Origin of the sequence: Polynucleobacter sp. AP-Feld-500C-C5 (assembly GCF_018882265.1) — a bacterium.
Classification (GTDB): domain Bacteria; phylum Pseudomonadota; class Gammaproteobacteria; order Burkholderiales; family Burkholderiaceae; genus Polynucleobacter.
Map to the genome: position 1 here is coordinate 65,697 of NZ_JACVOW010000025.1, position 23,044 is coordinate 88,740.

Below are 23,044 nucleotides of genomic sequence, written 5' to 3' on the forward strand. Positions count from 1 at the left end.
CTTCTTTACGCCAACTTGAACCACAAAAAGCTTTTCATTCAAGGCATCAACACTTCTGGCAAACCATTTCGGCCCAGTGATTGGGCGGAGCGTCTTTGCGGGGTAATGGCTACGTTTCGCCCTCCAGGAGATTCTGGAGACCCTCGCTTCACTTATTCGCCCTATGTCAGACCAGTGCTAATTGCAAAAGTGAAATGCGTTGTTATCGATACTAGACTAGGTGACCTCGATCCAAGAGCGCTCGACTTTGTCATGAACTTTGCCAAAGACAACAGTCTACCGATTGAAGAGGCCTGTGAGTTTGAACCCAAACCCCAAACCCAGTCCTAAAAACAAAAACCCGCTCTGATAAGGAGCGGGCTTAGGTCGAAATGATGATTCGACCAGCCTAAAACTTTTACTGAATTACGCTGCCATCGCCTTGATAGCTGCAGATAAACGTGACTTTTGACGTGCTGCAGTATTTTTGTGAGCAATCTTTTTGTCAGCAATCTTGTCGATAGTTGCTTGAGTTGCTGCGAACACTTTCGCTGCAGCAGCTTTATCACCAGTATCGATCGCCTTACGCACTGCCTTGATGGAAGTACGAAGCTTTGAACGCAAGCTGGAATTGTGCTCGTTCTGTTTTACTGCCTGGCGTGCGCGCTTACGCGCTTGTGCTGTATTGGCCATCTTTAAACCTTGCCTCTATAAATTGCAAAATGCGATTAGTTAAAAATCTCGCGGACTTGCCAGATTCATAAGCAAGCTCGCCAAAACCCAAGATTTTACCTGAAAGGGGCAAAAAAGCCCAGTCCACCCATAAATAGGTGAAAATCGGCTCATGAACCTGCTTTCTACCGCCGCCAAGGTTAGTTCCCTGACCATGCTTTCCCGTATTACGGGGCTGCTGCGGGAGACCCTGATCGCACGTAGTTTTGGGGCCTCAGAGTGGACAGACGCGTTTAATGTGGCTTTTAGGCTACCGAATTTGCTGCGCCGGCTTTTTGCCGAAGGGGCCTTTTCCCAGGCTTTTGTACCCATTTTGGGGGAAATCTCCACAAATGAGGACCAAAATAAGGCCAAAATCCTCATTAATGCGGTCGCTACGCTCTTATTTTGGGCCTTGTTGCTGACGGTACTCCTGGGAGTCATCGGCGCCCCCTTGCTCATTTTGGTGATTGCTACAGGCTTTTCCGGTGGGCCAGCCTATGACGCCAGCGTTGTCATGACCCAAATCATGTTTCCCTACATTGGGCTCATTTCCATGGTCTCTCTGTCCGCTGGGATTTTAAATACCTATCATCGCTTTGCGATTCCCGCATTTACCCCTGTTTTACTCAACCTGGCTTTAATCGGTAGCGCCCTCTTTTTGGCGCCCCACTTGGAGCAACCCATTTATGCATTAAGCATTGGCGTTCTGTTGGGCGGCGTTTTGCAATTAGCCATTCAAATTCCGGCGCTTGCTCGTCTTGGTCTTTTACCGCGCATTGGTTTATTGCCTGGCGCCATCAAAGCAGCAATCAGCAATCCTGATGCTCGGCGCGTTCTCAAGCTGATGGGGCCAGCAGTCTTTGCTGTATCGGTTGCGCAAATCTCTTTAATCATCAACACCAATATCGCATCGCGCTTACAAGCGGGTAGCGTCTCTTGGCTCTCTTATGCTGATCGTTTAATGGAGTTCCCAACTGCCCTACTTGGAGTTGCATTGGGTACAGTGTTGCTACCCAGTTTGAGTAAAGCCAATGCCAAAAATGACTTAACGCATGCAGGCGAATTACTCATTTGGGGATTACAACTTACCTTCTTGCTTGCAGCACCTGCCGCCATTGCACTCTTTATTTTTGGCGAGCCCTTAGCTGCTGTTTTGTATCACTATGGAAAATTTAATGCGCTGGATGTCTTAATGACGCAACGTGCCTTAGCAGCCTATGGCGTTGGTCTGATAGGCCTAATCCTCGTCAAGATTTTGGCGCCCGGGTTTTATTCCCGCCAAGACATTAGGACTCCAGTGAAGATTGGCTTGTTCGTGCTGATAGCTACGCAGCTGGCTAACCTGGTATTCGTGCCCTGGCTTGGTCATGCCGGCCTGGCTCTATCGGTTGGCGCCGGCGCCTGTCTGAATGCTGCCCTGCTCTGGGTTGGGCTGCATAAACGGGGCGCACTCCCAAGCGCCTCCTGGGCAAAGTATTTGGGACAACTCTTGCTGGCTTTAATTCCCTTTACGGCAGTGCTTTTTTATGCGGCAAATGCGCATAACTGGATCACCCTCCAGGCCGAACCCTGGATCCGTATTGGTCTATTGGCGATGTGGCTGGCTGCCGCAGCCTTGGTTTACTTTGGCGCCCTCGCTTTAGTCGGAATTCGCTGGCAAAAATTCTTGCGTCATGCAAAATAGAATGTATGCCAACACAACAACTCGACTATTTCACTTCATTAGTTGCTGAAGACGAACACTTTCCATTAACGGAAGCTGCCATCGCGGTAGCACAACATGCCTATCCAGATTTAGATGTGCAAGGTGTACTCGATCACCTCGATGAGTTAGGCAATAAATTAAAAACACGCATTACGCCAGATACTGCGCCGATGCAACGCTTACAAATTCTGAAGCACTTCTTTTATACCGAGTTAGGCTTTGGTCCAAACCCGAATGATTTCTACGCACCCGAAAATTCGTATTTGCACTATGTGCTCGAAAATCGCAGAGGCATTCCTATCTCACTAGCGATTTTGATTATCGAGCTAGGCCAGCAAATTGGTTTGAAGATTCGTGGTGTGTCATTCCCCAATCACTTCATGATGCGTATTTCATTACAACAGGGTGAAATCATCATGGATCCGTTGACTGGTGATTCACTTTCGAAGAATCAATTACAAGAGATGTTGGACCCCTACCTAGACGCCAAAGGCTATCGTGGTGAGCTCAGTCTTCCTCTTAACGTTTTCCTGCGGGCCTCTAGTCCAAGAGAGATCTTGTCGCGCTTTCTTAGAAACCTCAAAATGATCTACTCTGAGCATGAGCGCTGGGAGCGCTTACTGGGCATTCAAGAGCGCTTGGTCATTTTATTGCCCGATTCGGTTGAGGAAATTAGAGATCGCGGTTTGATCTTTGCACAACTAGAGTATTTGCGCCCTGCTATAGCCGATATGCATCGCTATCTCAGTGAAGCGCCTGAAGCGGAAGATGCTAGCGACATTCGTGAACACATCGCCACTTTAGAAAGTCAAACCAAGCTGCACTAAGTTAATGATTCAGTTTTGTTTGACTTGATTTAATTTTTCTTGCGCTGAAAAATTTTATAGAGTGCAGCTAAAACGACTGGTATCGCTGCTGCACCAATACCCACTAGTACGATCACATTTAAGTTTTGACGTATCACTGGAATATTTCCAAAGAAATATCCTGCAATCACCAAGCCAAAGACCCAGAGCACAGCGCCAGTGATATTGAATAACTGAAAGCGTGAGAAATTCATTTCCGAGACACCAGCAACAAAGGGTGCGAAGGTTCTGATGATGGGTAAAAAGCGTGCAACGATGATGGTTTTGCCGCCATGCTTTTCATAAAAAGCATGGGTCTTGAGTAAAGCGCCTTGGTCAATCCAGCGTGATTGACTGCTAAATACTTTCTTACCAATCCAACGGCCAATGAAGTAGTTCACTGTATTGCCAGCTATTGCTGCAATCAACAAACCAATACACAAAGTCCAAATGTTGAAGTGCTCGGTTGCACAGTAAGCACCCGCAATAAACAAAAGAGAATCCCCTGGGAGGAAGGGGGCGATAACCAGGCCAGTTTCTGCAAACACAATCGCAAATAGCAAGCCATATGCCCAAGGACCATATTGCGAGATCACAACATCCAAATGACGATCAATATGTAGCAATAAATCGCTTAATTGCAAAAGGGTATCAATCAACTTGCACTCCAAAGATAGGTTTGATGCGGATATTAACAGGCTCTTATAATGGATCATGCAATCTGAACCCTACATTCAGCCTATGCAGTCATCAGAAGTCAATCCCATACTCTGTATTGTGGGGCCTACTGGTGCAGGCAAAACCTATCTCGCCATGTCTTTAGCTGAACATGCTAAATCGATTGGCCTGACCATCGAACTCATCAGTATGGACTCTGCATTAGTCTATCGCGGCCTTGATATTGGCAGTGCCAAACCTAGCAAAGCAGAACAAGCTGCAGTGATTCATCACCTGATCGATATCCTGGAGCCGACAGAGGTTTATTCCGCAGCTCGATTTGCCAAAGATGCAAAACGACTTTGTGAAGAAATTCGTAATAGAGGCAATATTCCAGTAGTGGTTGGTGGAACCATGCTGTATTGGAGAGCTTGGGCGCATGGCCTTTCTACTTTACCAACAGCAAATCCTGAGATTCGTTCCCGCCTAGACGAAGAAGGCAAGACTCTAGGTTGGCCCGCGATGCATACCAAGTTGACCAAGGTAGACCCAGAAACTGCCGCTCGCCTAAAGCCCAATGATTCACAACGAGTGCAGCGTGCGCTAGAGGTATTTGAAATTACTGGCAAACCGATGTCGGCATTGCTCGCAGATTCACCTAGCGAAGATGGCAGAGAAGGATCGGCGATTCCTGCCTGGATTCATCTAGTATCCCTAGAACCAAGTGATCGAAAACGCTTGCATCAAAATTTAGAAAAACGGTTTGACGAAATGTTGCTCGCAGGATTTTTAGATGAAGTCAAAGCTCTACGAAATAATTCTGCGTTACATGCGGATCTGCCAGCCATTCGGTCGGTCGGTTATCGACAGGCTTGGGAATATCTCAACGGAGAAATCGACGCTGAGCAAATGCGCTACAAAGCATTAGCAGCAACCAGGCAACTTGGAAAGCGCCAACTGACATGGCTCAGAGCCATCGCCGGCAGAAATATCTTCGACCCCTTTAAACCAGCAGAGCTTAAGGCCGCATTGGATTACTGCAAAAGTCATTTGAAGAAGTAGGCTTGCAGCGATCGTTTAGATCACAATCGTTTGTGGTGCTCCCTGAGGGCGCTCAAGCACTTCACCAACTGTCCAAGCTTTTAAGCCATGTGCAGTTAATGATTTGATTGCAGCATCCGCTTGGGCTGGAGCAACAATCACCACCATACCAATACCGCAGTTAAACACTCGCACCATCTCCGCATCAGCCACCCCGCCCTTCATCTGCAACCAGCGAAAGAGTTGTGGCATTTGCCAACTGTCACGATGTAAAACTGCTTGCGTATTTTCTGGCAAGACACGTGGCACGTTATCCACTAAGCCACCACCCGTGATGTGCGCCATCCCTTTGACATCAATCTCAGAAATTAATTTCAGAAGCGGCTTCACATAAATTTCAGTTGGCGCCATCACCACATCGCCTAATGAGCGACCACCTAAATCATCAGTAGGTTTTGCACCAGCACGTTCGATAATTTTGCGCACCAAAGAATAACCATTGGAATGAGCGCCGCTGGAACCAATTGCCAACACCACATCTCCTGGAACAATGGTATTTCCCGTAATAATTTTAGATTTCTCAACTGCACCTACTGCAAAACCAGCCAAGTCATATTCACCTGGAGGGTACATGCCTGGCATTTCTGCAGTCTCACCACCGATCAATGCGCAGCCAGATAATTCACAGCCTGTGGCAATGCCACCAACGACGGTAGCTGCTGTATCTACCGTCAGCTTGCCGCAAGCAAAATAATCCAAGAAGAAGAGTGGCTCGGCGCCTTGCACCAAAATATCATTGACGCTCATCGCCACCAAGTCCTGGCCGATCGTATCGTGACGATTCCATTCAAATGCCAAGCGTAGCTTTGTACCCACACCATCGGTACCGGATACCAAAACAGGCTCTTTATAGCGCTTAGGCACCTCAAATAAAGCACCAAAACCACCAATTCCGGCCAAAACACCTTCCCGCATGGTCTTTTTAGCCAAAGGCTTGATCCGGTCTACTAAGGCGTCGCCAGCATCAATATCAACGCCCGCATCACGGTAAGAAAGGCCTTTTGAGGAAGAGTGAGTAGGTGAATTCATGTCTGAGCTGGAATATTAGTAAAAAATGCTACTGGGTCAGTAGAATCATTGAATTCTAGAGGATTACTAGTAATGGCTGAAATTTTTACCCCTTTTCTGACTGCATTCATTCTGGCATATGCCTTAAGACCCCTTTGCCTGTGGATGGAAAAGCGTCACCTTCCTAGGGCCTTAGCTGCAGCATTGGTCATGCTCATTGGTTTGAGCCTGGTTTTCTTTATTTTTGGTCTGTTGATTAGCCTTCTGAAATTCGAAATTCCCTTAATTAAGGCGCAGCTCCCAGAATGGATTGCCAATACCCAAGCCTGGCTTGGGCCTAAGTTGACAGAGCTTCATATCAATATTGATTGGGGGAACCTCAAAACCAGTGTGACCCAAAAAATCACTGAGCACATTAACGATAACGCTGACACTCTCATTAGCAACACACTGGATACCGTATTGGTATCTGGCAGCTCGGTTATCGCAGGCTTTGTAAATGGCGTATTAATTATTTTTGTAATGTTTTATTTGCTGATCGATTGGGATCATTTTTTCAGCCTTCTCAAAAATGCCGTTCCACTCCGCGCGCAAGAAACCGTTCATCACTTAGCGATGCATACCGATGGCTTACTTTCACAATATCTGCGTGGCATGTTGATTGTGATTTCCATCATGGCTATTTTCTATGGAGTGGGCTTGAGCATAGTCGGAATAAAGGGTGCCGTTGCGCTAGGTGTCTTTACTGCCCTCATGATTGTGATTCCTTACATTGGGATCGCCCTTGGTTTAACTCTAGCAATTCTTTCTGCGCTCTTGCAATTCGGCCTTGGCGCCCAACTTATTGGGGTGCTCCTTGTGTTTGGGCTTGGGCAATTTTTAGAAGGGTTCTTCTTAACGCCACGCCTAGTTGGTGAGCGCATTGGGCTACACCCTGTTGGAGTGGTATTTGCCTTGCTGCTCTTTGGAAAACTCTTTGGCTTCTTTGGCGTCCTATTGGCTTTACCAATCAGCGCAGTGAGCTTGGTGCTAGTGCAATATCTTTGGTCTGTTTATACGCAAAGCTCCTGGTATCAAAAATAATTTTGCTTGAATGAATACGCCCTCGCTTCCAAGACAATTCGCTTTAGACATCAGTCACACACCCAAAGCAAGTCTCGACAATTATCTGCCTAGCCAAGACCTCGCTCTTCTGTCGACACTACAAACACTTTGTAGCTCTTGGAAAGAATCATCCGAATTATCCGAATCAATACCAAACAATCCTCTGAATCACCGCTGGATGTATTGGTGGGGACCTGAAGGCTCTGGTCGCACGCATTTGCTCACAGCAATGACGAGTGCAGCTGATGATGCCGGCCTTGAATCTTTCTCTCTCAATCCGAATGAGCCAATCTCTTGGGTGCGCCTTGAGGAAAAATTGCCAAGCCTCACCCAAAGTAATGCCCCTTCAGTTATCGCCATAGACGATGTGGATTGTTTAGATGAGCGCTTAGTTGGAGCACTCTTTCGCATACTGAACGAGGTTCAGGCTAGCAAGAATATTCACATCTTCATGGCCGGCAACGAGGCCCCTGCCAACCTGACGCTCCGGGAAGACCTCAGGACACGCCTAGGATGGGGTTTGGTCTACCAAACCCAACTTTTAGATGATGATGAGAAAATACAAGCCTTAGAGCAAGCAGCCAAAGCTCGAGGGCTCGTTTTATCCCCAGACGTATTGCCATGGTTGTTAAACCGTTTTTATCGCGATATGCCCAATTTAATGGCCCTCATAGATGCTTTGGACGCCTATTCATTAGAAACAAAACGTGCTGTAACCTTGCCACTAGTACGCGAGCTCTTGCAACCTAAATAATTTATTCAATATTCCATTTGTGACCCAGCTAGCCCTTTTCGATTTAGATCACACCTTACTACCCTGCGATAGCGATTATGAGTGGGGTCAATTTTTAGCGCGTATTGGCGTTGTCGACAGTGCAGACTATGCGCACCAAAATGATCGCTTCTATCAAAACTACAAAGATGGCACGCTTGATATTCATGAATTTCTGCGCTTTGCCTTAAAGCCTCTGTCTCAGCACTCCCGCGCACAATTAAAAGAATGGCACGACCAATTCATGGAAGAAGTGATTCATGGGCAGCTTCGTCAAAAAGCAATTGATTTGGTAAAGCAGCATCAAGATGCTGGAGACTTGTGTTGCGTTGTCACTGCAACCAATAGCTTTGTTACCCGTCCGATTGTTGAAAGCTTTGGGATTGAACACCTCATTGCTACCGAGCCAGCAACCAGCAGTGAGAGCCCTTTAGCGAATTTCACAGGCGAAGTGAAAGGTATTCCAAATTTTCGTGAAGGCAAAATTCAGAATGTGCAAGATTGGCTAGCAAAACAGAAGCTTGCCTTGGGCGCATTGCCGCGGAGTTATTTCTACTCTGACTCCATGAACGACTTACCCTTAATGGAGCAAGTCAGCCATCCAGTTGCCACCAATCCAGATGATCGCCTTCGAAGTGAAGCTCAAAAGCGCAACTGGCCTATTCTTGAGCTGTTTGCATGATTACTAAATTCATTAATCGTATTTTGCGTCGTGACCCCATGGTCAAGCATACGCATGCGAACAATACGGGAGCACCAAAGCGTATCCCCAAAAAATCACATCACATCGATCCACACTTGCTTTCTAAAAATGCTGTCAAAGTAACCCAAACTTTACAGCAAGCTGGTTATGAGGCTTTCATTGTGGGCGGCGCCGTGCGCGATCTCGTCTTGGGGATTGGCCCCAAAGATTTTGATGTCGCTACTAATGCCACGCCCGATCAAGTACAAAGATTGTTTCGCAAAGCCCGCCTTATTGGGCGTCGTTTTCAGATTGTGCATGTGACTTTCTTTGGCAAAGGCCATCCCGAAATTATTGAGGTTTCTACCTTTAGAGCCTTACTAGATAACGCTGGTGACCATGTGGCAGAAAGTGGTCGCATTTTGCGAGACAACGTTTGGGGCTCACAAGGCGAAGATGCTGCACGCCGTGATTTCACTATCAATGCAATGTATTACGACCCGTCCACCGAGACTGTCTTGGACTATCACGGCGGCATGGTAGACATGCAAAAGAAAACCTTGCGCATGATCGGTGACCCCGCAAAGCGTTATCGCGAAGACCCAGTACGTATGCTCAGAGCAATTCGCTTTGCTGCTAAAACGGGGTTTGCTTTGGATGCCGATACGCGCGCACCAATTGCTAAGTTAGGCAAGCTATTACAAGACGTACCATCAGCAAGACTCTTTGATGAAATTCTCAAGCTCTTAATGTCAGGTTATTCTTGGGCGGCCATTCAGGGCCTCAGAGATGCTGGCCTGCATCATGGCCTGTTGCCGCTCCTAGATCACATTCTCGATAGCAGCGAATCCTCTAAAGGAGCCAATGATTTTGTCAAGCTTGCCCTAGCTAATACCGATCAACGCATTCAATCGGGCAAGAGTGCTTCGGCAGGATTCTTATTTGCCACCTTACTCTGGCCAGATCTTTTACAGAACTGGAAAGCGAATATCGCCAAAGGGATGGCCAACATCCCCGCACTGCATGATGCGATGGACGACACTATTGCCACCCAAAGCAGTGGCATGACGATTCAACGGCGCTTTGAAAGCGATATGCGGGAAATCTGGTCCATGCAGCCTCGCTTTGAAAAGCGGGTTGGACGCTACCCATACCGGCTCATCGAATCGCCCCGTTTTAGGGCAGGCTATGACTTCATGCTGCTACGTTGTGCAACTGGGGAGCAAAACCCAGCCATAGGAGACTGGTGGACTAACTTCATTGCGACCGATCCTGCAGGGCAAGAGGAGTTGATGGCTAGTGCCAAAAATGAATCCGGCTCAAGCGCAAGCTCTCCAGCCAAAAGACGGCGGCGCAGAAAACCCAAAGCAGCCATCGCACCAGAACCTTTAGCAGACTAAGCAGACTTAGAGAAATTTCAGTAAAGTAGTTTCATCTCTAGTTTGGAATCCTATGGCACGAGCTTTTATCGGATTTGGTGGCAATATCGGCGACACCCGTCAACTAATCACTGACGCAATCGTCTGCCTTGCACAACGCACAGAATTACATGTTCTAGCAAAGAGTTGCTTTTATCAAAGCGCGCCGGTTGAAGCCACTGGTGGTGACTACATCAATGCCGTGATTGAAATCGAGACGCAGTTAAGCCCCTACGGTCTTTTGCATGTTTGCCAAGCCATTGAATTAGAATTTGGCAGAGAGCGTCCTTATGCCAATGCGCCGCGTACTCTTGATTTAGATATTTTGTCTTTTGAGGGCGTTATTCAAAATGAGACTGAGCTCATACTCCCTCATCCAAAAATTATTGAGCGCTCATTTGTTCTTCTGCCCTTGCTAGAAATTGCACCCGACTTCTTTTTACCGAATGTTGGCGAACTCAAGGCTTACCTTCCCAAGGTGGCGCATCAAAAAATCGAAAAACTCACCTGCCGCAACTGCCATTGCGGGGGAAAAGACGTTTATAGCCAAACGGCCCATTAATTCATTAAACTCTCGCCATGGGTTACTTACAAGGCGACAAGCCAATCTCCATTACTAAGCTCTTGGCAATGCATGCCGAGCAAGAAAAAATCACGATGCTGACTGCATATGATTCGACGATGTCTGCATTGTTGAATCGCTGCGGGGTTGAAGTCATCTTGATTGGCGACTCTTTGGGTAATGTGATTCAAGGTCACTCTAGCACTACACCCGTCACTGTTGAGCAAATGGCTTATCACACTGAGTGTGTGGCGCGTGCCAATACCCATGCATTTTTAATTGCCGATTTACCATTTGCTAGCTATGGCGATCCAGTGCAGGCTTTAGATGCTGCAGCAGATCTCATGCGCGCCGGTGCTGATATGGTCAAGCTGGAAGGCGGAGATTGGCAAGTAGAGATCATTCAATACCTAGTTGAGCGTAGCGTTCCTGTTTGCGCCCACCTCGGATTACTGCCTCAATCGGTTCATGTCTTGGGCGGCTATAAGGTGCAAGGCAAATCAAAGGATGCCGCAACCCTCATGTTGGAACAAGCCATTGCGTGCCAAGAAGCCGGTGCTCAAATGGTCGTACTAGAAGCCATTCCTTCATCACTGGGTGAAAAAATTACAGCTGAACTACATATCCCGACGATCGGCATTGGTGCCGGTCTTGATTGCTCAGGTCAAGTATTGGTATTACAAGATATGCTGGGCATCAGCCCAGGCAAGCCTCCTAAGTTCGTGAAGAACTTTATGGAAGGCCAGCATTCGATTGAAGCTGCTATTAAAGCCTATGTACGGGAAGTGAAGTCCGGAAAATTTCCCGGACCCGAGCATAGCTTTGCTGGCTAATTAACTAAAGAAACTCTTAACACCATCAAACCAGCCTTTTTGCTGCGGGCTATGCTTATCCCCGGCAGATTTTAGACTGTCGTCAAACTGTTGCAGTAATTTCTTTTGCTCATCAGTCAACTTCACTGGCGTCTCTACCAAGACATGTACAAACAGATCGCCAACCAGTGCTGAACGCAGCCCTTTTATACCTTTGTTCCGTAAACGGAATGTTTTACCGGTCTGCGTACCTTCAGGAATCGGAAATTCGACGCGACCTGATAAGGTTGGCACTTCAATCTCGCCACCAATAGTTGCTATCGCAAAAGAGATTGGCATCTGCACATGCAAGTCACTACCGTCACGTTCAAATACTGGATGTGGCTTCACTCGCACTTCTACATAGAGATCTCCAGAGGGGCCACCATTAATACCGGGCTCCCCATTACCAACCGAACGAACACGCATGCCATCATCAATACCCGCAGGGATTTTGATTTCAAGTGTTTTTTGTTCTTTGTGTTTGCCTGTGCCATGACAAGTCTTGCAAGGCTTCGGAATATATTCGCCAGTGCCGCGACACTTTGGACAGGTTTGCTGCATCGAGAAGAAACCTTGCTGCACACGGACTTGACCATGACCATCACAGGTAGAACACTTCTCCGCTTTGGAGCCAGGCTCAGCACCAGTGCCGTGACATGGTTTGCAGTTACTCCAACTAGGCACCCGAATCTGGGTGGTATGCCCCTCAGCAGCTTGCTCAAGACTAATGTCCATGTTGTAGCGTAAGTCAGCACCTTTGTAGACCTGTGGACCAGCCTGACGACCGCCACCTTGACCAAAGATATCTCCAAAAATATCTCCAAAAGCATCTGCGAAGCCACCGCCAGCAAAACCGCCACCCCCAAAACCCCCACCACCCATAGATGGATCTACACCAGCATGGCCGTACTGATCGTATGCAGCGCGCTTGTTGGGATCGGTCAGCGTTTCGTACGCCTCCTTTACTTCTTTAAATTGGGCTTCAGCCGTTTTACTATCGGGGTTGCGATCAGGGTGATACTTCATTGCCATTTTGCGATAGGCTTTTTTGAGCTCTTCATCGCTAGCACCTTTTGCTACACCAAGCACTTCATAAAAATCGCGTTTACTTTTAGGCACGGCCTATTCCTCTCTACAACCTGAATGACACAAGTCGGCACGGGGCCGACTTGTTATTTAAGCACTGCAAAACTACGTTAATGAGTATGTAATTGAATGTCTAGCATTCGCTTACTTCTTATCATGAACTTCTTTAAAGTCAGCATCAACAACATCTGCGTCTGGAGCAGCTTTAGCTTCGCCGCCAGGGGCTGCACCAGCTGCAGCGCCAGCCTTCGCTTGCTCAGCAGCCATGACTTTTTCGCCCAGTTTCTGACTTGCTTTACCCAACGCTTCGGTCTTGGCTTCAATCGCTTCTTTATCGCTGCCTTTGATCGCTTCATCCAACTCTTTCAGAGCTGCTTCAATCGCTTCTTTTTCAGCAGCCTCTAAGCTAGCACCATGCTCTTCTAAAGCCTTCTTAGTAGAGTGAGCCAAGGCATCTGCAGTGTTACGGGCAGTGACTAGCTCTAATGCTTTCTTATCTTCAGCAGCATTGGCTTCAGCATCTTTCACCATGCGTTGAATTTCTTCTTCAGTCAAACCAGAGTTTGCCTTGATGGTGATCTTGTTCTCTTTACCAGTGGTTTTGTCTTTTGCAGTGACGTGCAAAATACCGTTAGCATCAATATCAAAAGTCACTTCAATTTGTGGCATACCGCGTTGCGCAGGCGCGATGCCTTCAAGGTTAAATTCACCAAGCAACTTATTAGCCGCAGCCATCTCACGCTCACCCTGGAAGCACTTAATCGTTACTGCAGGCTGATTATCTTCGGCAGTCGAGTAGACCTGTGAATGCTTGGTAGGAATCGTCGTGTTCTTTGGAATCATCTTAGTCATGACGCCGCCAAGAGTTTCGATACCCAAGGACAATGGGGTAACGTCCAAGAGCAATACGTCTTTACGATCGCCAGACAATACGGAACCCTGAATTGCAGCACCTACTGCCACCGCTTCATCTGGATTAACGTCTTTGCGTGGCTCTTTGCCAAAGATTTCTTTTACTTTGTCTTGAACAGCAGGCATACGAGTTTGACCGCCGACTAAAATCACGTCATCGATATCTGCTACGTTTACGCCAGCATCTTTAATGGCAGTTAAGCATGGGCCAGCTGTGCGCTTAATAAGCTCTTCAACCAAAGACTCTAACTTGGCACGAGTCAACTTTAAGTTCAAATGCTTAGGACCACTAGCATCAGCTGTCACATATGGCAAATTGATTTCCGTTTGCTGCGCAGATGACAATTCGATCTTGGCTTTTTCTGCAGCATCTTTCAAACGTTGCAATGCCAAAACGTCTTTGCTCAAATCCACGCCCTGTTCTTTCTTGAACTCAGCAATGATCCAGTCAATGATGCGCTGGTCAAAGTCTTCACCGCCCAAGAAGGTGTCACCGTTAGTAGAGAGGACTTCAAATTGCTTCTCACCATCCACGTTGGCAATTTCAATGATGGATACGTCGAATGTACCGCCACCCAAGTCATACACAGCGATCTTACGATCGACTTTGTCTTGTTTATCTAAACCAAATGCCAATGCAGCAGCAGTTGGCTCATTGATGATGCGCTTTACATCCAAGCCAGCAATACGACCAGCGTCTTTAGTTGCTTGACGTTGGCTGTCGTTAAAGTAAGCAGGGACAGTAATGACCGCCTCGGTCACTTCTTCGCCGAGATAGTCTTCGGCAGTCTTTTTCATCTTGCGCAAGATTTCAGCGGAAACTTGCTGTGGTGCCATTTTCTTATCACGTGCTTCAACCCAAGCATCACCGTTATCAGCAGCAATAATTGAATAAGGCATCAAGCCGATGTCTTTTTGCACTTCAGGATCTGTAAATTTACGACCCATTAAACGCTTCACTGCGTAGATGGTGTTCTTAGGATTCGTCACTGATTGACGTTTAGCTGGCGCACCAACCAATACTTCGCCATCTTCAACATAGGCAATGATGGATGGAGTTGTGCGAGCGCCTTCTGCGTTCTCGACCACTTTAGGTGCATTGTTTTCAACGACTGAAACGCACGAATTCGTGGTTCCCAAGTCAATACCGATAATCTTTCCCATAATTGCTCCAAAAAATTAAGTTACTTTGTTGTACTTCTAGGCTGTTTTAGGCGACTCATCTGAACCGCCGCGAATATTCCAATACTCAATAAATGGGGTCTAAAAATGCGAATTCAAGGGGTGAAATAGCAAAAAAGGCAGAAATCTGCCTTTTTTATCCCTTTTTTGAGGTTTTAGCCCTTATTGATGTGGCTTATTTCGGGGCGCTGACCGTCACTAAAGCAGGTCTGAGGACTCGATCGGCCACGGTATAGCCACGCTGGAGCACCGAAACTACGGTATTAGCTTCCTGCTCAGAAGGCACCGAAGCAATCGCTTGATGGTGGTGTGGATCAAATTTATCGCCCACCGCAGGATTGATTTCAGTCATGCGCCCCTTTTCAAAAGCGGATAAAAGCTGCTTTAAGGTGATTTCTAGGCCTTCTTTAAAAGCCTTCGCATCACCCGCATCCGTACTCAAGGCCGCATAGAGACTATCGGTCACCGGAACTAAGTGCTCAGCAAAACTCTCAATCGCAAATTTGTGAGCCTTGGCAACGTCCTCAACAGCACGGCGACGAATATTTTCACCTTCAGCCTTGGCACGCAAAAAGTTGTCTTGCAAATCAGACACCTGCTGATGGAGTTCAGCAATTTCTTGCTCAGGCGTTTTGATAGCCGGAGTTTCTGCTACAGCATCCGCCGCTGGCTCAGTTGCAGGATTGTCCTGCTCGGGTGAAGGATTTTGATTTTCTTGTGTCATAGACGCTATTTTACTTTTCTATCAAAGTGGCTAGTGCTTCTTCATATTGGGATAATTCGCTTTTTTTCAAGACTTAGATTTTTCGGCTAGCGCTGCTCTTTCGTTCCGCTTAGCTAATTCAGCTTCAGACTCAGTCCCCAAAGACCACCCTAGTAAGTGCTGATAGGCAATATCACGCAGCGCCTTGATCCACTTAGGGTTGCTGTTTAAGCAGGGAATATAACGATAGTCTTTGCCGCCATGCTCTAAGAAAGATTCTCTTGCTTCCATCGCAATCTCTTCTAAGGTCTCAAGACAATCTGCTGGAAAGCCTGGACAAAAAATATCTACTCGCTGGCAACCATCTTTAGCCAAGTTTTCGATCGTTAGTGCCGTGTAAGGCTTTAACCATTCCGCTTTTCCGAAACGGGACTGAAAGGTAACGATGTATTGACCTGGCTCTAAACCCAAAGACTCCCCAAGCAATCGTCCGGTCTTCAAACATTCGCAGTGATAGGGATCGCCCTGCATTAAATTGCGCTTGGGCAGGCCATGAAATGACATCACAAAACCATCACCCTTTGCAAAATCAGGCCTTCCATCTTGATCCCAATGACTGAGAACTTGATCACGCAGTGCTGCAATGTACGCAGGGTTGTCGTGATAGTGCTTTACCAAACGCAGCTCCGGCTGATCACGCCAAGTACTCAGAACACGGAATACTTCATCAAAACTTGAGGCGGTAGTGGTAGCTGAATATTGTGGGTAAAGGGGCAATAACAGTAAACGCTCCATCCCTTGAGCCTTCAGGCTCTCTAGGACCTCTTGGGCAGAAGGCTTGCCATAACGCATCGCCAAATCAACCAAAACAGTATGGCCCTCATTCGCAAACTTCTCCCCCAACTCTTTCGCTTGCAAGCGCGAGTAATGCATGAGTGGCGAACCGAATTGTGGCAACCAAATAGATGCATATTTTTTTGCAGAGGCACTACTGCGAATTGGCAAAATAATGCCATTCAAAATAAACCACCAAATAAAGCGTGGAATTTCTACGACGCGTGGATCCGAAAGAAATTCTTTCAAATACGATCTCACCGCTTTTGCTGTTGGCGCAGCTGGCGTACCCAAATTCAATAAGAGCACGGCTGTTTTAGAAGCGCGTAAGTGGGGATTTTGATTCAAAGTAATTTCTCTAGTAAATAATTTTCAGCATCAATGCATACTCAAGAGCTCAAGGCGCCTGATAATAACTTAGAGGTGATATCCACAATCGGAATCACTCGGTCATAAGCCATACGGGTTGGTCCAATGACGCCTAAGGTGCCCACGATCTGACCATCAACGCTATACGGAGCGCTGATGACCGCTAGGTCTTCATATGGCAAGAGATCGCTCTCGCCACCTATGAAAATCTGAATGCCGTCGGCATGGCTCGATACATCTAGCAATTGCATCAAGACCGATTTTTGCTCCAACATATCAAACATCTTGCGCAATTTATCAAGGTTAGAACTTAAGTCTCCTACATTCAGTAAGCGACGCTCACCAGAGAGCACCATCTCACCGCGACTCATATCGTAATCCGCAACACCACTTTGCAAGGCCAAGGCCATCAAACCAGAAATATCGGCACGCAAAGTATCGAGGTCAGATTTCAAATGTTGGCGCACTTGCTCAAAACTTTTACCAGCAAATTGTGCATTAATGTAATTTCCCGCCTCAATCAATTGACTTGGTGTGTAGTCTTGATTTGTTGGCAAGATACGATTTTGTACATCGCCCTCGGGAGTCACCATGATGAGCAAAATCTTGCCTTCACCCAAACGAAGAAATTCAATATGTTTAAAAACTTGGGCACGCTTTGGTGTCATCACCACACCAGCAAAATGGGTGAGATTAGACAGAATCTGGGCGGCTGAATTCAAAACCCTTTGTGGGGAGTCTGGCAAAAGCCCTTTTTCAACCTCACGGGCGGCGATCTCTTCGAGAGGACGAACCGTCACCATGGTGTCCACAAACAAGCGATAACCCCGTGGTGTGGGTATTCTGCCGGCAGAGGTATGAGGGCTAGTCACCAAGCCCATATCCTCTAGATCAGCCATGACATTGCGGATGGTGGCAGCAGAGAGGTCTAAACCCGAAAACCTTGAAAGCGTGCGCGAGCCAATAGGCTGACCCTCCTCGATATAGCGCTCGATGAGGGTTTTAAGTAAGGCGCGGGAACGTTCGTCCATGGTGGAAGGGATTTTATGCCTATGGTTTAATCGTTATATGTTAAGCCCATCCCCCAATTCCTCCAAGAAGGCATTTAGCCGGGTGGCACTCGTCGGCAAATTTCAAGCGGACGGCATTGAAGATCACCTGCGAGACCTGGCTAAATTGGTCTCAGGCTTGGGCTGTGAGGTCTTTATTGAGGCCGATACAGCCACTCACCTCGGTTTGAGTGACTATCCGACTAAAACCGCACAAGACTTTACTGGGGCAATTGACCTAGTTGTGGTTTTGGGTGGTGATGGCACCATGCTGGGCATTGCTCGCCAATTAGCAGGCAGCCATGTTCCCCTCGTGGGAATCAATATGGGTCGCCTTGGTTACATGACTGATATCCCGATTCAGTCTGTACAAACTACTTTGCCCAAAATTATTGAGGGCGACTATGAAGCGGATACTAGAACTCTCCTGCATGCTGTTGTTCTGCGTGACGGCAAGAAAATCAACCAGGGCTTAGCGCTTAACGATGTTGTTGTGAATCGCTCCGGCATTTCTGGGATGGTAGAGCTTGCTGTTCATGTCAATGGCTCCTTCATGTACAACCAACGCTCTGATGGTTTGATTGTCTCTACCCCGACTGGTTCAACTGCCTATGCACTTTCTGCTGGTGGCCCGATTTTGCATCCACATGTAGCAGGCATATTGCTCGTACCAATTGCGCCACACTCACTTTCCAATCGACCCATTGTTTTGCCACAAGATAGCGTGACGGTGATTGAGGTAGTCAACGGACTTGAGGTGATCGTCAATTTTGATATGCAATCACAAACAAATTTGCAAAGTGGCGATAAGGTTGAGGTGCGCCAATCCGACAAAACAATCGATCTGTTACACCCCAGCAATCACAGCGACTACAAAACTTTGCGTGAGAAATTGCACTGGAATGAATACCCATCGACTTTCTGATGTCGAGTTTATTGCTACGCTAATACATGCTTCAAACTATCTCCCTTCGTGACTTTGTCATTGTTGATCAGCTTGAACTCGACTTCGCTAGTGGCTTCACGGTGCTCACTGGTGAAACTGGGGCTGGTAAATCTATTTTGCTAGATGCCTTAAGCCTTGTCCTGGGTGAACGCGCAGATAGCAGTCAAATTCGTGAAGGTAGCAATCGTGCAGAGATTTCTGCCCTCTTTCGCATTGACGCAGAACTTATTCAATCCTTTGGCCAATGGTTAGATGCTCAAGGCTTCCCAGTTGAAGATAATGGTCAGAGTCTATTGCTCAAAAGAACTATTGAGAGCAACGGACGCAGTCGCGCTTTTATTAATGGAAGTGTTGCCACGCTAACTCAGTTGCGTGAAGCAGGCGATCAGTTGGTCGACATCCATGGGCAGCACGCGCATCAACTTCTTTTAAAGGGCGGCGCCCAACGTGAGCTCTTAGACCGTCATGCTGGATTACTGCCACTAGCCACAGAAGTAGCACAAGCCTTTAAAACGCTGAACGATTCTCGTCGTCGTTTAGAACAAGCAGAAAATGCTGGTCAGGATGTTGAGCGGGAACGTGAAAGATTGCAATGGCAATTAGAAGAACTCACCGAGCTCGCTCCACAAGAAGGTGAGTGGATCAACATTCAAAGCGAGCATGCTAGATTGGCTAATGGCGCCAAGCTAATTGGCGGCTGCCAAGAAGCTATAGACATATTGAGTGACGCGGATAACTCTCTAGAGTCTTCTCTATCTAAGGTCTGCGGTAATATCAGCGCCTTAGCCGAACACGACCAAGCCTTAAGTGGCATTAGCGAATCCTTGGAGAGTGCGCAAATTCAGCTAGATGAGGCGATTCATGGATTAAATCGCTATCTCCAAAAAATTGATTTAGATCCCGCTCGCCTTGAACAAGTCGAAGAACGTATGCAGGCCCTGCACAGTACTTCTAAAAAATATCGCACTGAAGTAGAGGCACTACCAACACTGCTTTTGGAAACTACCGAACGCTTGGAGGCACTGACTGCCTCACAAAATATGGATGCCCTCCGAGAAAAAGTAAAGCAAGAAGAGGCGGCCTATCTCAAGCTAGCAAAGCAACTCTCCCAAAAACGCAGTAAGGCAGCTACAGACCTAGGTCAGTTAGTGACAGATGCTATGCAAAATTTATCGATGGCTGGCGGACGATTGGAGATTGCTCTATCGCCACTACAAGAAGGTGGCTCGCATGGTCTCGAGCAAATCGAGTTTTTGGTGGCAGGCCATGCAGGTAGTACTCCTCGCTCATTAGCCAAAGTAGCATCGGGTGGAGAACTGGCTCGTATTAGTCTGGCAATTAGCGTAATCACCAGCAAAGCTTCATTCACCCCTACATTGATATTTGATGAGGTCGATGCTGGTATTGGGGGGGCTGTTGCAGAAACTGTTGGCAAACTTCTTCATCAGTTGGGTCAGTCCCACCAAATTCTGTGCGTTACCCATCTCCCGCAGGTAGCCGCCCAAGGCAATCATCACCTTAAAGTCAGTAAATCTCAAAGTGGCGACAAGACTGTGTCACAAGTTCAATCGCTTGGAAGAACAGAACGAGTAGAGGAAGTTGCCAGAATGCTAGGTGGCGCTACCATTACCGATACCACCCGTCGCCACGCACGCGAACTACTTGAGCAAGATTAAATTGATTTAAACGCTGGAAGGCGCTTCAAAAATTTCTTGCCACAGTTGTAAGACACAATCCCTAGCATTCAAGAGCTCAGGCTCACTCTCCAACAGAATGCGAGTTTTTTCTGCGCCGTCTAAGCGTAAACGGTGTTGACGCGCTCTTAATAAACGATAAGCGTCACCAACCTGTTTAGCACTAACTCCCTCGATTAGGCCCACTTCACCAGCAATTCGCAGTAAAGCAATATTGCCAAGATTGCCTATCAGCTGGGGATATTGATTTGCGTAGGCTAAGACTAGGAACTGCACCATAAACTCAATATCTACCATGCCGCCAGCATCGTGCTTTAAATCAAAATTCCCAGTTCCATTGGGATGCCCCTCATGCACCTTGCGACGCATAGCCAAAATCTCAGCACGCAAATGATCTACATTGCGCTTCTGACTCAACACCTCTGAACGAACTGCATCAAACTCAATACCAACCGAAGCATTACCAGCAGCAAAGCGAGCACGAGTTAAAGCCTGATGCTCCCATACCCAGGCGGCGTTGTCACCTTCACGCATCTGATATTTTTTAAACGCTTCTGTATTGGTCACCAAAAAACCAGCTGACCCATTGGGACGAAGGCGAGTATCAATTTCAAATAAGCTTCCGGTCGCAGTAAAGGTCGTCAACCAATTAATCATACGTTTAGCTAAAAGCGCATAAATTTCTTGGGCGGCATAATCGTTTTCACTCGACTGATATAAGAAGACTAAATCTAGATCAGAGGCATAGCCCAATTCTTTACCGCCCAACTTACCATATGCAATCACAGCAAAAGCGGGGGCTTCATTAGCGGGTAAGCCATACTTTTTCGCTACGGTAGGCCAAACGCGTTCAAGGGTAGCTTGCAAAATCAAATCCGCTAAAGCAGATAAATGATCGCTAACCTTTTCTACAGGAAGAGCGTGGTCCACCCCAATTCCCAAATCCGCTAGCAAGGTAATGAAGGTTTCGGTATGATGGGTCACGCGCAAAATATCCATTGCCTGCTCTGAACCATCTCCATCAGCCATGACATCGTCTAAACGAATATTTAAATTCATCTTTACTTCATGCCAATAGTCTTCTGGATGCTCAATCAGCGACCTTTCAGTACGAGAGTTCAGTAAATAATCTAATAAGTGTGGATGCTGGGTGAGGTACTGCGCGCCCCACTGAGATGCTTGGAGCAAAGCTAAGATATTCAACAGCGCCTTTGGATATTCGGCCAGGATAGATAAATAAGCGCTACGTCTCACAATGGCTTCGAGTAAATCGAAGAAGTGCAATAAAGTTTGATCTGCAGTCGCTAACTTACTATCTTCAGCCATCAAAATTTCTGCAGCACTACGAATTAAGTTATCAAAAATCAAGCGACTTTTATCTGGTAGCTGCTTTACCTTGGGGCTTGCAATCCATGATTGCCAATGGAGCAAGGACTTAGGAAAACAGGCTGCATCTAACTCCCAGTCATGACTTAAGGGTGCGAGATCCAGACGATTTTCATCATCTAATACAAAGGCTTTTTCAAATAGACGCGCTACATTATTTTGATGACGCTCTAACTCCGTCAAAAAACTTGACTCGTCTGAGAAGCCCATAGTATCAGCCAAACGAGCACGCACAAGCGCATCATCTGATAAATAATGGGTTTGCTGATCATCCCAAACCTGAATGCGATGCTCAAGGCGTCTCAGAAAAATATAGGCATCTTGTAGCTCATCAATCTCTTGTGCTGGCAATATGCCGCGCTGCTTGATAAGAGTAAGCACTTGTAATGTGGGACGCACTCTAAAACGAGGATCAGTACCACCCCGCATCAGTTGAAACATTTGCGCCAAAAACTCAATTTCCCGAATACCGCCGCGACCTAACTTAATGTCGTGTGATCGACCTTGATGTCCAGTAGATCGCTTCTCTGCCTCTTGCTGTATTTGTGCATGCAGATCTCGAATGGAGGCAATCACGCCATAGTCCAAATGCCGGCGATACACGAAGGGTCGAATCAGTTGCTCGAGGGCTTTTTCACAATGGGCAAAATCATGTGAGTCAGGCAAGGGCGCAATAAGCCTACCTTTAATCCAGGCGTAACGCTCCCACTCCCTGCCCTGTACTAGTAAATATTCTTCCAACATATCGAGACTGCATACCAAAGGACCGGAGTCCCCATTAGGTCGTAGGCGAATATCGACACGAAATACAAAACCATTCGCGTCCACCTCTGATAAGACCCTCATGAGGTTTCTCCCCAAACGGGTGAACCACTCGTGATGGGATAAGCTTTTGGGACCACCTTGCGTCTCGCCCTCATGCTCATACAAAAAGATCAGATCAATATCCGATGACAGGTTGAGCTCATACCCACCCAACTTACCCATACCCACCACCATCAAGGGCATTTCACTATTGGTTGAAAGACTCCAGGGCAGTCCAAAGCGATCTTGCAAATCTCTGCGCAGAAATGCAATGGAATCAGCAATCGCTAGTTGGGCAAAATGGCTGAGGCTATGCGTGACCTCATCTAAATCAGCCATGCCATTCAGATCACGAAAGGCCACCCATAGCATGAGGCGTTGACGAGCCAAGCGCAAATTGGCCATCCATCGCGCCTCATCATGCTCGCTACTCAGACTATCGACCTTACAGGTCTCAAGTAGACCTTGAATCCCGGGCAAATCAATTTTTTGGTGTCCATGGGCTTTTAGCCACTCAAGCCACTCGGGTTTGGCATGGAGCCAACGCCGCGCGTAATTGGAGTGCTGCTCTAAAAACGCAGTTTGCCTAGAAATATCATCCATACCCCCATCTTAATACCGACCAAAATTCAAGCACCCGGTGCTTGGCGGTCTAGCAGAGCCTGACGGATAATAGAG

At 47.2% G+C, this 23,044-nt stretch carries 21 protein-coding genes; 12 read left to right on the forward strand and 9 right to left on the reverse strand.

The window, feature by feature from the left end:
• The first annotated feature begins 15 nt into the window (after nucleotides 1-15).
• The gene (locus ICN21_RS10165) at nucleotides 16-330 is read left to right on the forward strand and encodes a DUF3579 domain-containing protein (RefSeq protein ID WP_215295739.1); all 315 of its coding nucleotides are present in this window, start codon (nucleotides 16-18) and stop codon (nucleotides 328-330) included.
• Between the two features lie 75 nt (nucleotides 331-405).
• Here the strand turns inward: ICN21_RS10165 and rpsT are convergent, their stop codons facing one another.
• Nucleotides 406-672 carry a 30S ribosomal protein S20 gene (rpsT, locus tag ICN21_RS10170; RefSeq protein WP_068949332.1) on the reverse strand — a complete coding sequence of 89 codons (267 nt, stop codon included), beginning with the start codon at nucleotides 670-672 and terminating at the stop codon, nucleotides 406-408.
• Nucleotides 673-823: 151 nt separating this feature from the next.
• Between rpsT and murJ the strand changes: the two genes are divergently transcribed.
• On the forward strand, nucleotides 824-2,377 hold the full coding sequence (gene murJ, locus ICN21_RS10175; RefSeq protein WP_216178332.1) for a murein biosynthesis integral membrane protein MurJ: 1,554 nt from the start codon (nucleotides 824-826) through the stop codon (nucleotides 2,375-2,377).
• 5 nt (nucleotides 2,378-2,382) lie between these two features.
• A complete protein-coding gene (locus ICN21_RS10180; RefSeq protein ID WP_216178333.1) occupies nucleotides 2,383-3,225 on the forward strand; it encodes a SirB1 family protein in 843 nt (280 codons plus the stop codon).
• Between the two features lie 29 nt (nucleotides 3,226-3,254).
• Here the strand turns inward: ICN21_RS10180 and ICN21_RS10185 are convergent, their stop codons facing one another.
• On the reverse strand, nucleotides 3,255-3,899 hold the full coding sequence (locus ICN21_RS10185; RefSeq protein WP_215320944.1) for a VTT domain-containing protein: 645 nt from the start codon (nucleotides 3,897-3,899) through the stop codon (nucleotides 3,255-3,257).
• 58 nt (nucleotides 3,900-3,957) lie between these two features.
• Between ICN21_RS10185 and miaA the strand changes: the two genes are divergently transcribed.
• Entirely contained in the window at nucleotides 3,958-4,962 is a 1,005-nt protein-coding gene (gene miaA / locus ICN21_RS10190) for a tRNA (adenosine(37)-N6)-dimethylallyltransferase MiaA (RefSeq protein WP_216178334.1), read from the forward strand.
• 15 nt (nucleotides 4,963-4,977) lie between these two features.
• Here miaA and purM read toward each other — a convergent pair whose 3' ends face one another.
• On the reverse strand, nucleotides 4,978-6,030 hold the full coding sequence (purM, locus tag ICN21_RS10195) for a phosphoribosylformylglycinamidine cyclo-ligase (RefSeq protein WP_216178335.1): 1,053 nt from the start codon (nucleotides 6,028-6,030) through the stop codon (nucleotides 4,978-4,980).
• 72 nt (nucleotides 6,031-6,102) lie between these two features.
• Between purM and ICN21_RS10200 the strand changes: the two genes are divergently transcribed.
• The 6 genes from ICN21_RS10200 to panB are packed head-to-tail and all read left to right on the forward strand — an operon-like array spanning nucleotide 6,103 to nucleotide 11,380.
• Nucleotides 6,103-7,092 (forward strand): AI-2E family transporter, encoded by a 990-nt coding sequence (locus ICN21_RS10200; RefSeq protein ID WP_216178336.1) that lies wholly within the window; start codon nucleotides 6,103-6,105, stop codon nucleotides 7,090-7,092.
• A gap of 10 nt (nucleotides 7,093-7,102) precedes the next feature.
• Nucleotides 7,103-7,867, forward strand: coding sequence for a DnaA regulatory inactivator Hda (gene hda, locus ICN21_RS10205; protein ID WP_216178337.1), 765 nt, complete (start codon nucleotides 7,103-7,105; stop codon nucleotides 7,865-7,867).
• A gap of 19 nt (nucleotides 7,868-7,886) precedes the next feature.
• The gene (locus ICN21_RS10210; RefSeq protein ID WP_215295746.1) at nucleotides 7,887-8,567 is read left to right on the forward strand and encodes an HAD family phosphatase; all 681 of its coding nucleotides are present in this window, start codon (nucleotides 7,887-7,889) and stop codon (nucleotides 8,565-8,567) included.
• Entirely contained in the window at nucleotides 8,564-9,967 is a 1,404-nt protein-coding gene (gene pcnB, locus ICN21_RS10215; protein WP_216178338.1) for a polynucleotide adenylyltransferase PcnB, read from the forward strand. Before ICN21_RS10210 ends, pcnB begins: the two co-directional genes overlap by 4 nt.
• A gap of 52 nt (nucleotides 9,968-10,019) precedes the next feature.
• Entirely contained in the window at nucleotides 10,020-10,547 is a 528-nt protein-coding gene (folK, locus tag ICN21_RS10220) for a 2-amino-4-hydroxy-6-hydroxymethyldihydropteridine diphosphokinase (protein ID WP_216178339.1), read from the forward strand.
• 17 nt (nucleotides 10,548-10,564) lie between these two features.
• Nucleotides 10,565-11,380: a 3-methyl-2-oxobutanoate hydroxymethyltransferase gene (panB, locus tag ICN21_RS10225; protein ID WP_215295749.1), complete on the forward strand. Its 816-nt coding sequence runs from the start codon at nucleotides 10,565-10,567 to the stop codon at nucleotides 11,378-11,380.
• Here the strand turns inward: panB and dnaJ are convergent, their stop codons facing one another.
• The 5 genes from dnaJ to hrcA form a co-directional block, all read right to left on the reverse strand.
• The gene (gene dnaJ, locus ICN21_RS10230; RefSeq protein WP_216178340.1) at nucleotides 11,381-12,520 is read right to left on the reverse strand and encodes a molecular chaperone DnaJ; all 1,140 of its coding nucleotides are present in this window, start codon (nucleotides 12,518-12,520) and stop codon (nucleotides 11,381-11,383) included. It abuts the gene before it with no gap.
• Nucleotides 12,521-12,631: 111 nt separating this feature from the next.
• The gene (gene dnaK, locus ICN21_RS10235; RefSeq protein ID WP_215295751.1) at nucleotides 12,632-14,563 is read right to left on the reverse strand and encodes a molecular chaperone DnaK; all 1,932 of its coding nucleotides are present in this window, start codon (nucleotides 14,561-14,563) and stop codon (nucleotides 12,632-12,634) included.
• A 193-nt stretch (nucleotides 14,564-14,756) separates the two neighbouring features.
• Entirely contained in the window at nucleotides 14,757-15,305 is a 549-nt protein-coding gene (gene grpE / locus ICN21_RS10240) for a nucleotide exchange factor GrpE (protein ID WP_216178341.1), read from the reverse strand.
• Nucleotides 15,306-15,371: 66 nt separating this feature from the next.
• On the reverse strand, nucleotides 15,372-16,472 hold the full coding sequence (gene hemH / locus ICN21_RS10245) for a ferrochelatase (protein WP_370624090.1): 1,101 nt from the start codon (nucleotides 16,470-16,472) through the stop codon (nucleotides 15,372-15,374).
• 35 nt (nucleotides 16,473-16,507) lie between these two features.
• On the reverse strand, nucleotides 16,508-17,518 hold the full coding sequence (gene hrcA / locus ICN21_RS10250; protein WP_216178343.1) for a heat-inducible transcriptional repressor HrcA: 1,011 nt from the start codon (nucleotides 17,516-17,518) through the stop codon (nucleotides 16,508-16,510).
• A 37-nt stretch (nucleotides 17,519-17,555) separates the two neighbouring features.
• Here hrcA and ICN21_RS10255 point away from each other — a divergent pair, with 37 nt between their 5' ends.
• Complete coding sequence (locus tag ICN21_RS10255) at nucleotides 17,556-18,461, forward strand: NAD kinase (RefSeq protein WP_216178344.1); 906 nt, start codon at nucleotides 17,556-17,558, stop codon at nucleotides 18,459-18,461.
• Nucleotides 18,462-18,487: 26 nt separating this feature from the next.
• Nucleotides 18,488-20,158 carry a DNA repair protein RecN gene (gene recN, locus ICN21_RS10260; RefSeq protein WP_216178345.1) on the forward strand — a complete coding sequence of 557 codons (1,671 nt, stop codon included), beginning with the start codon at nucleotides 18,488-18,490 and terminating at the stop codon, nucleotides 20,156-20,158.
• Nucleotides 20,159-20,164: 6 nt separating this feature from the next.
• Here the strand turns inward: recN and glnE are convergent, their stop codons facing one another.
• Nucleotides 20,165-22,969, reverse strand: a complete 2,805-nt coding sequence (glnE, locus tag ICN21_RS10265) for a bifunctional [glutamate--ammonia ligase]-adenylyl-L-tyrosine phosphorylase/[glutamate--ammonia-ligase] adenylyltransferase (protein WP_216178346.1) — start codon at nucleotides 22,967-22,969, stop codon at nucleotides 20,165-20,167.
• Nucleotides 22,970-23,044: the final 75 nt, after the last annotated feature.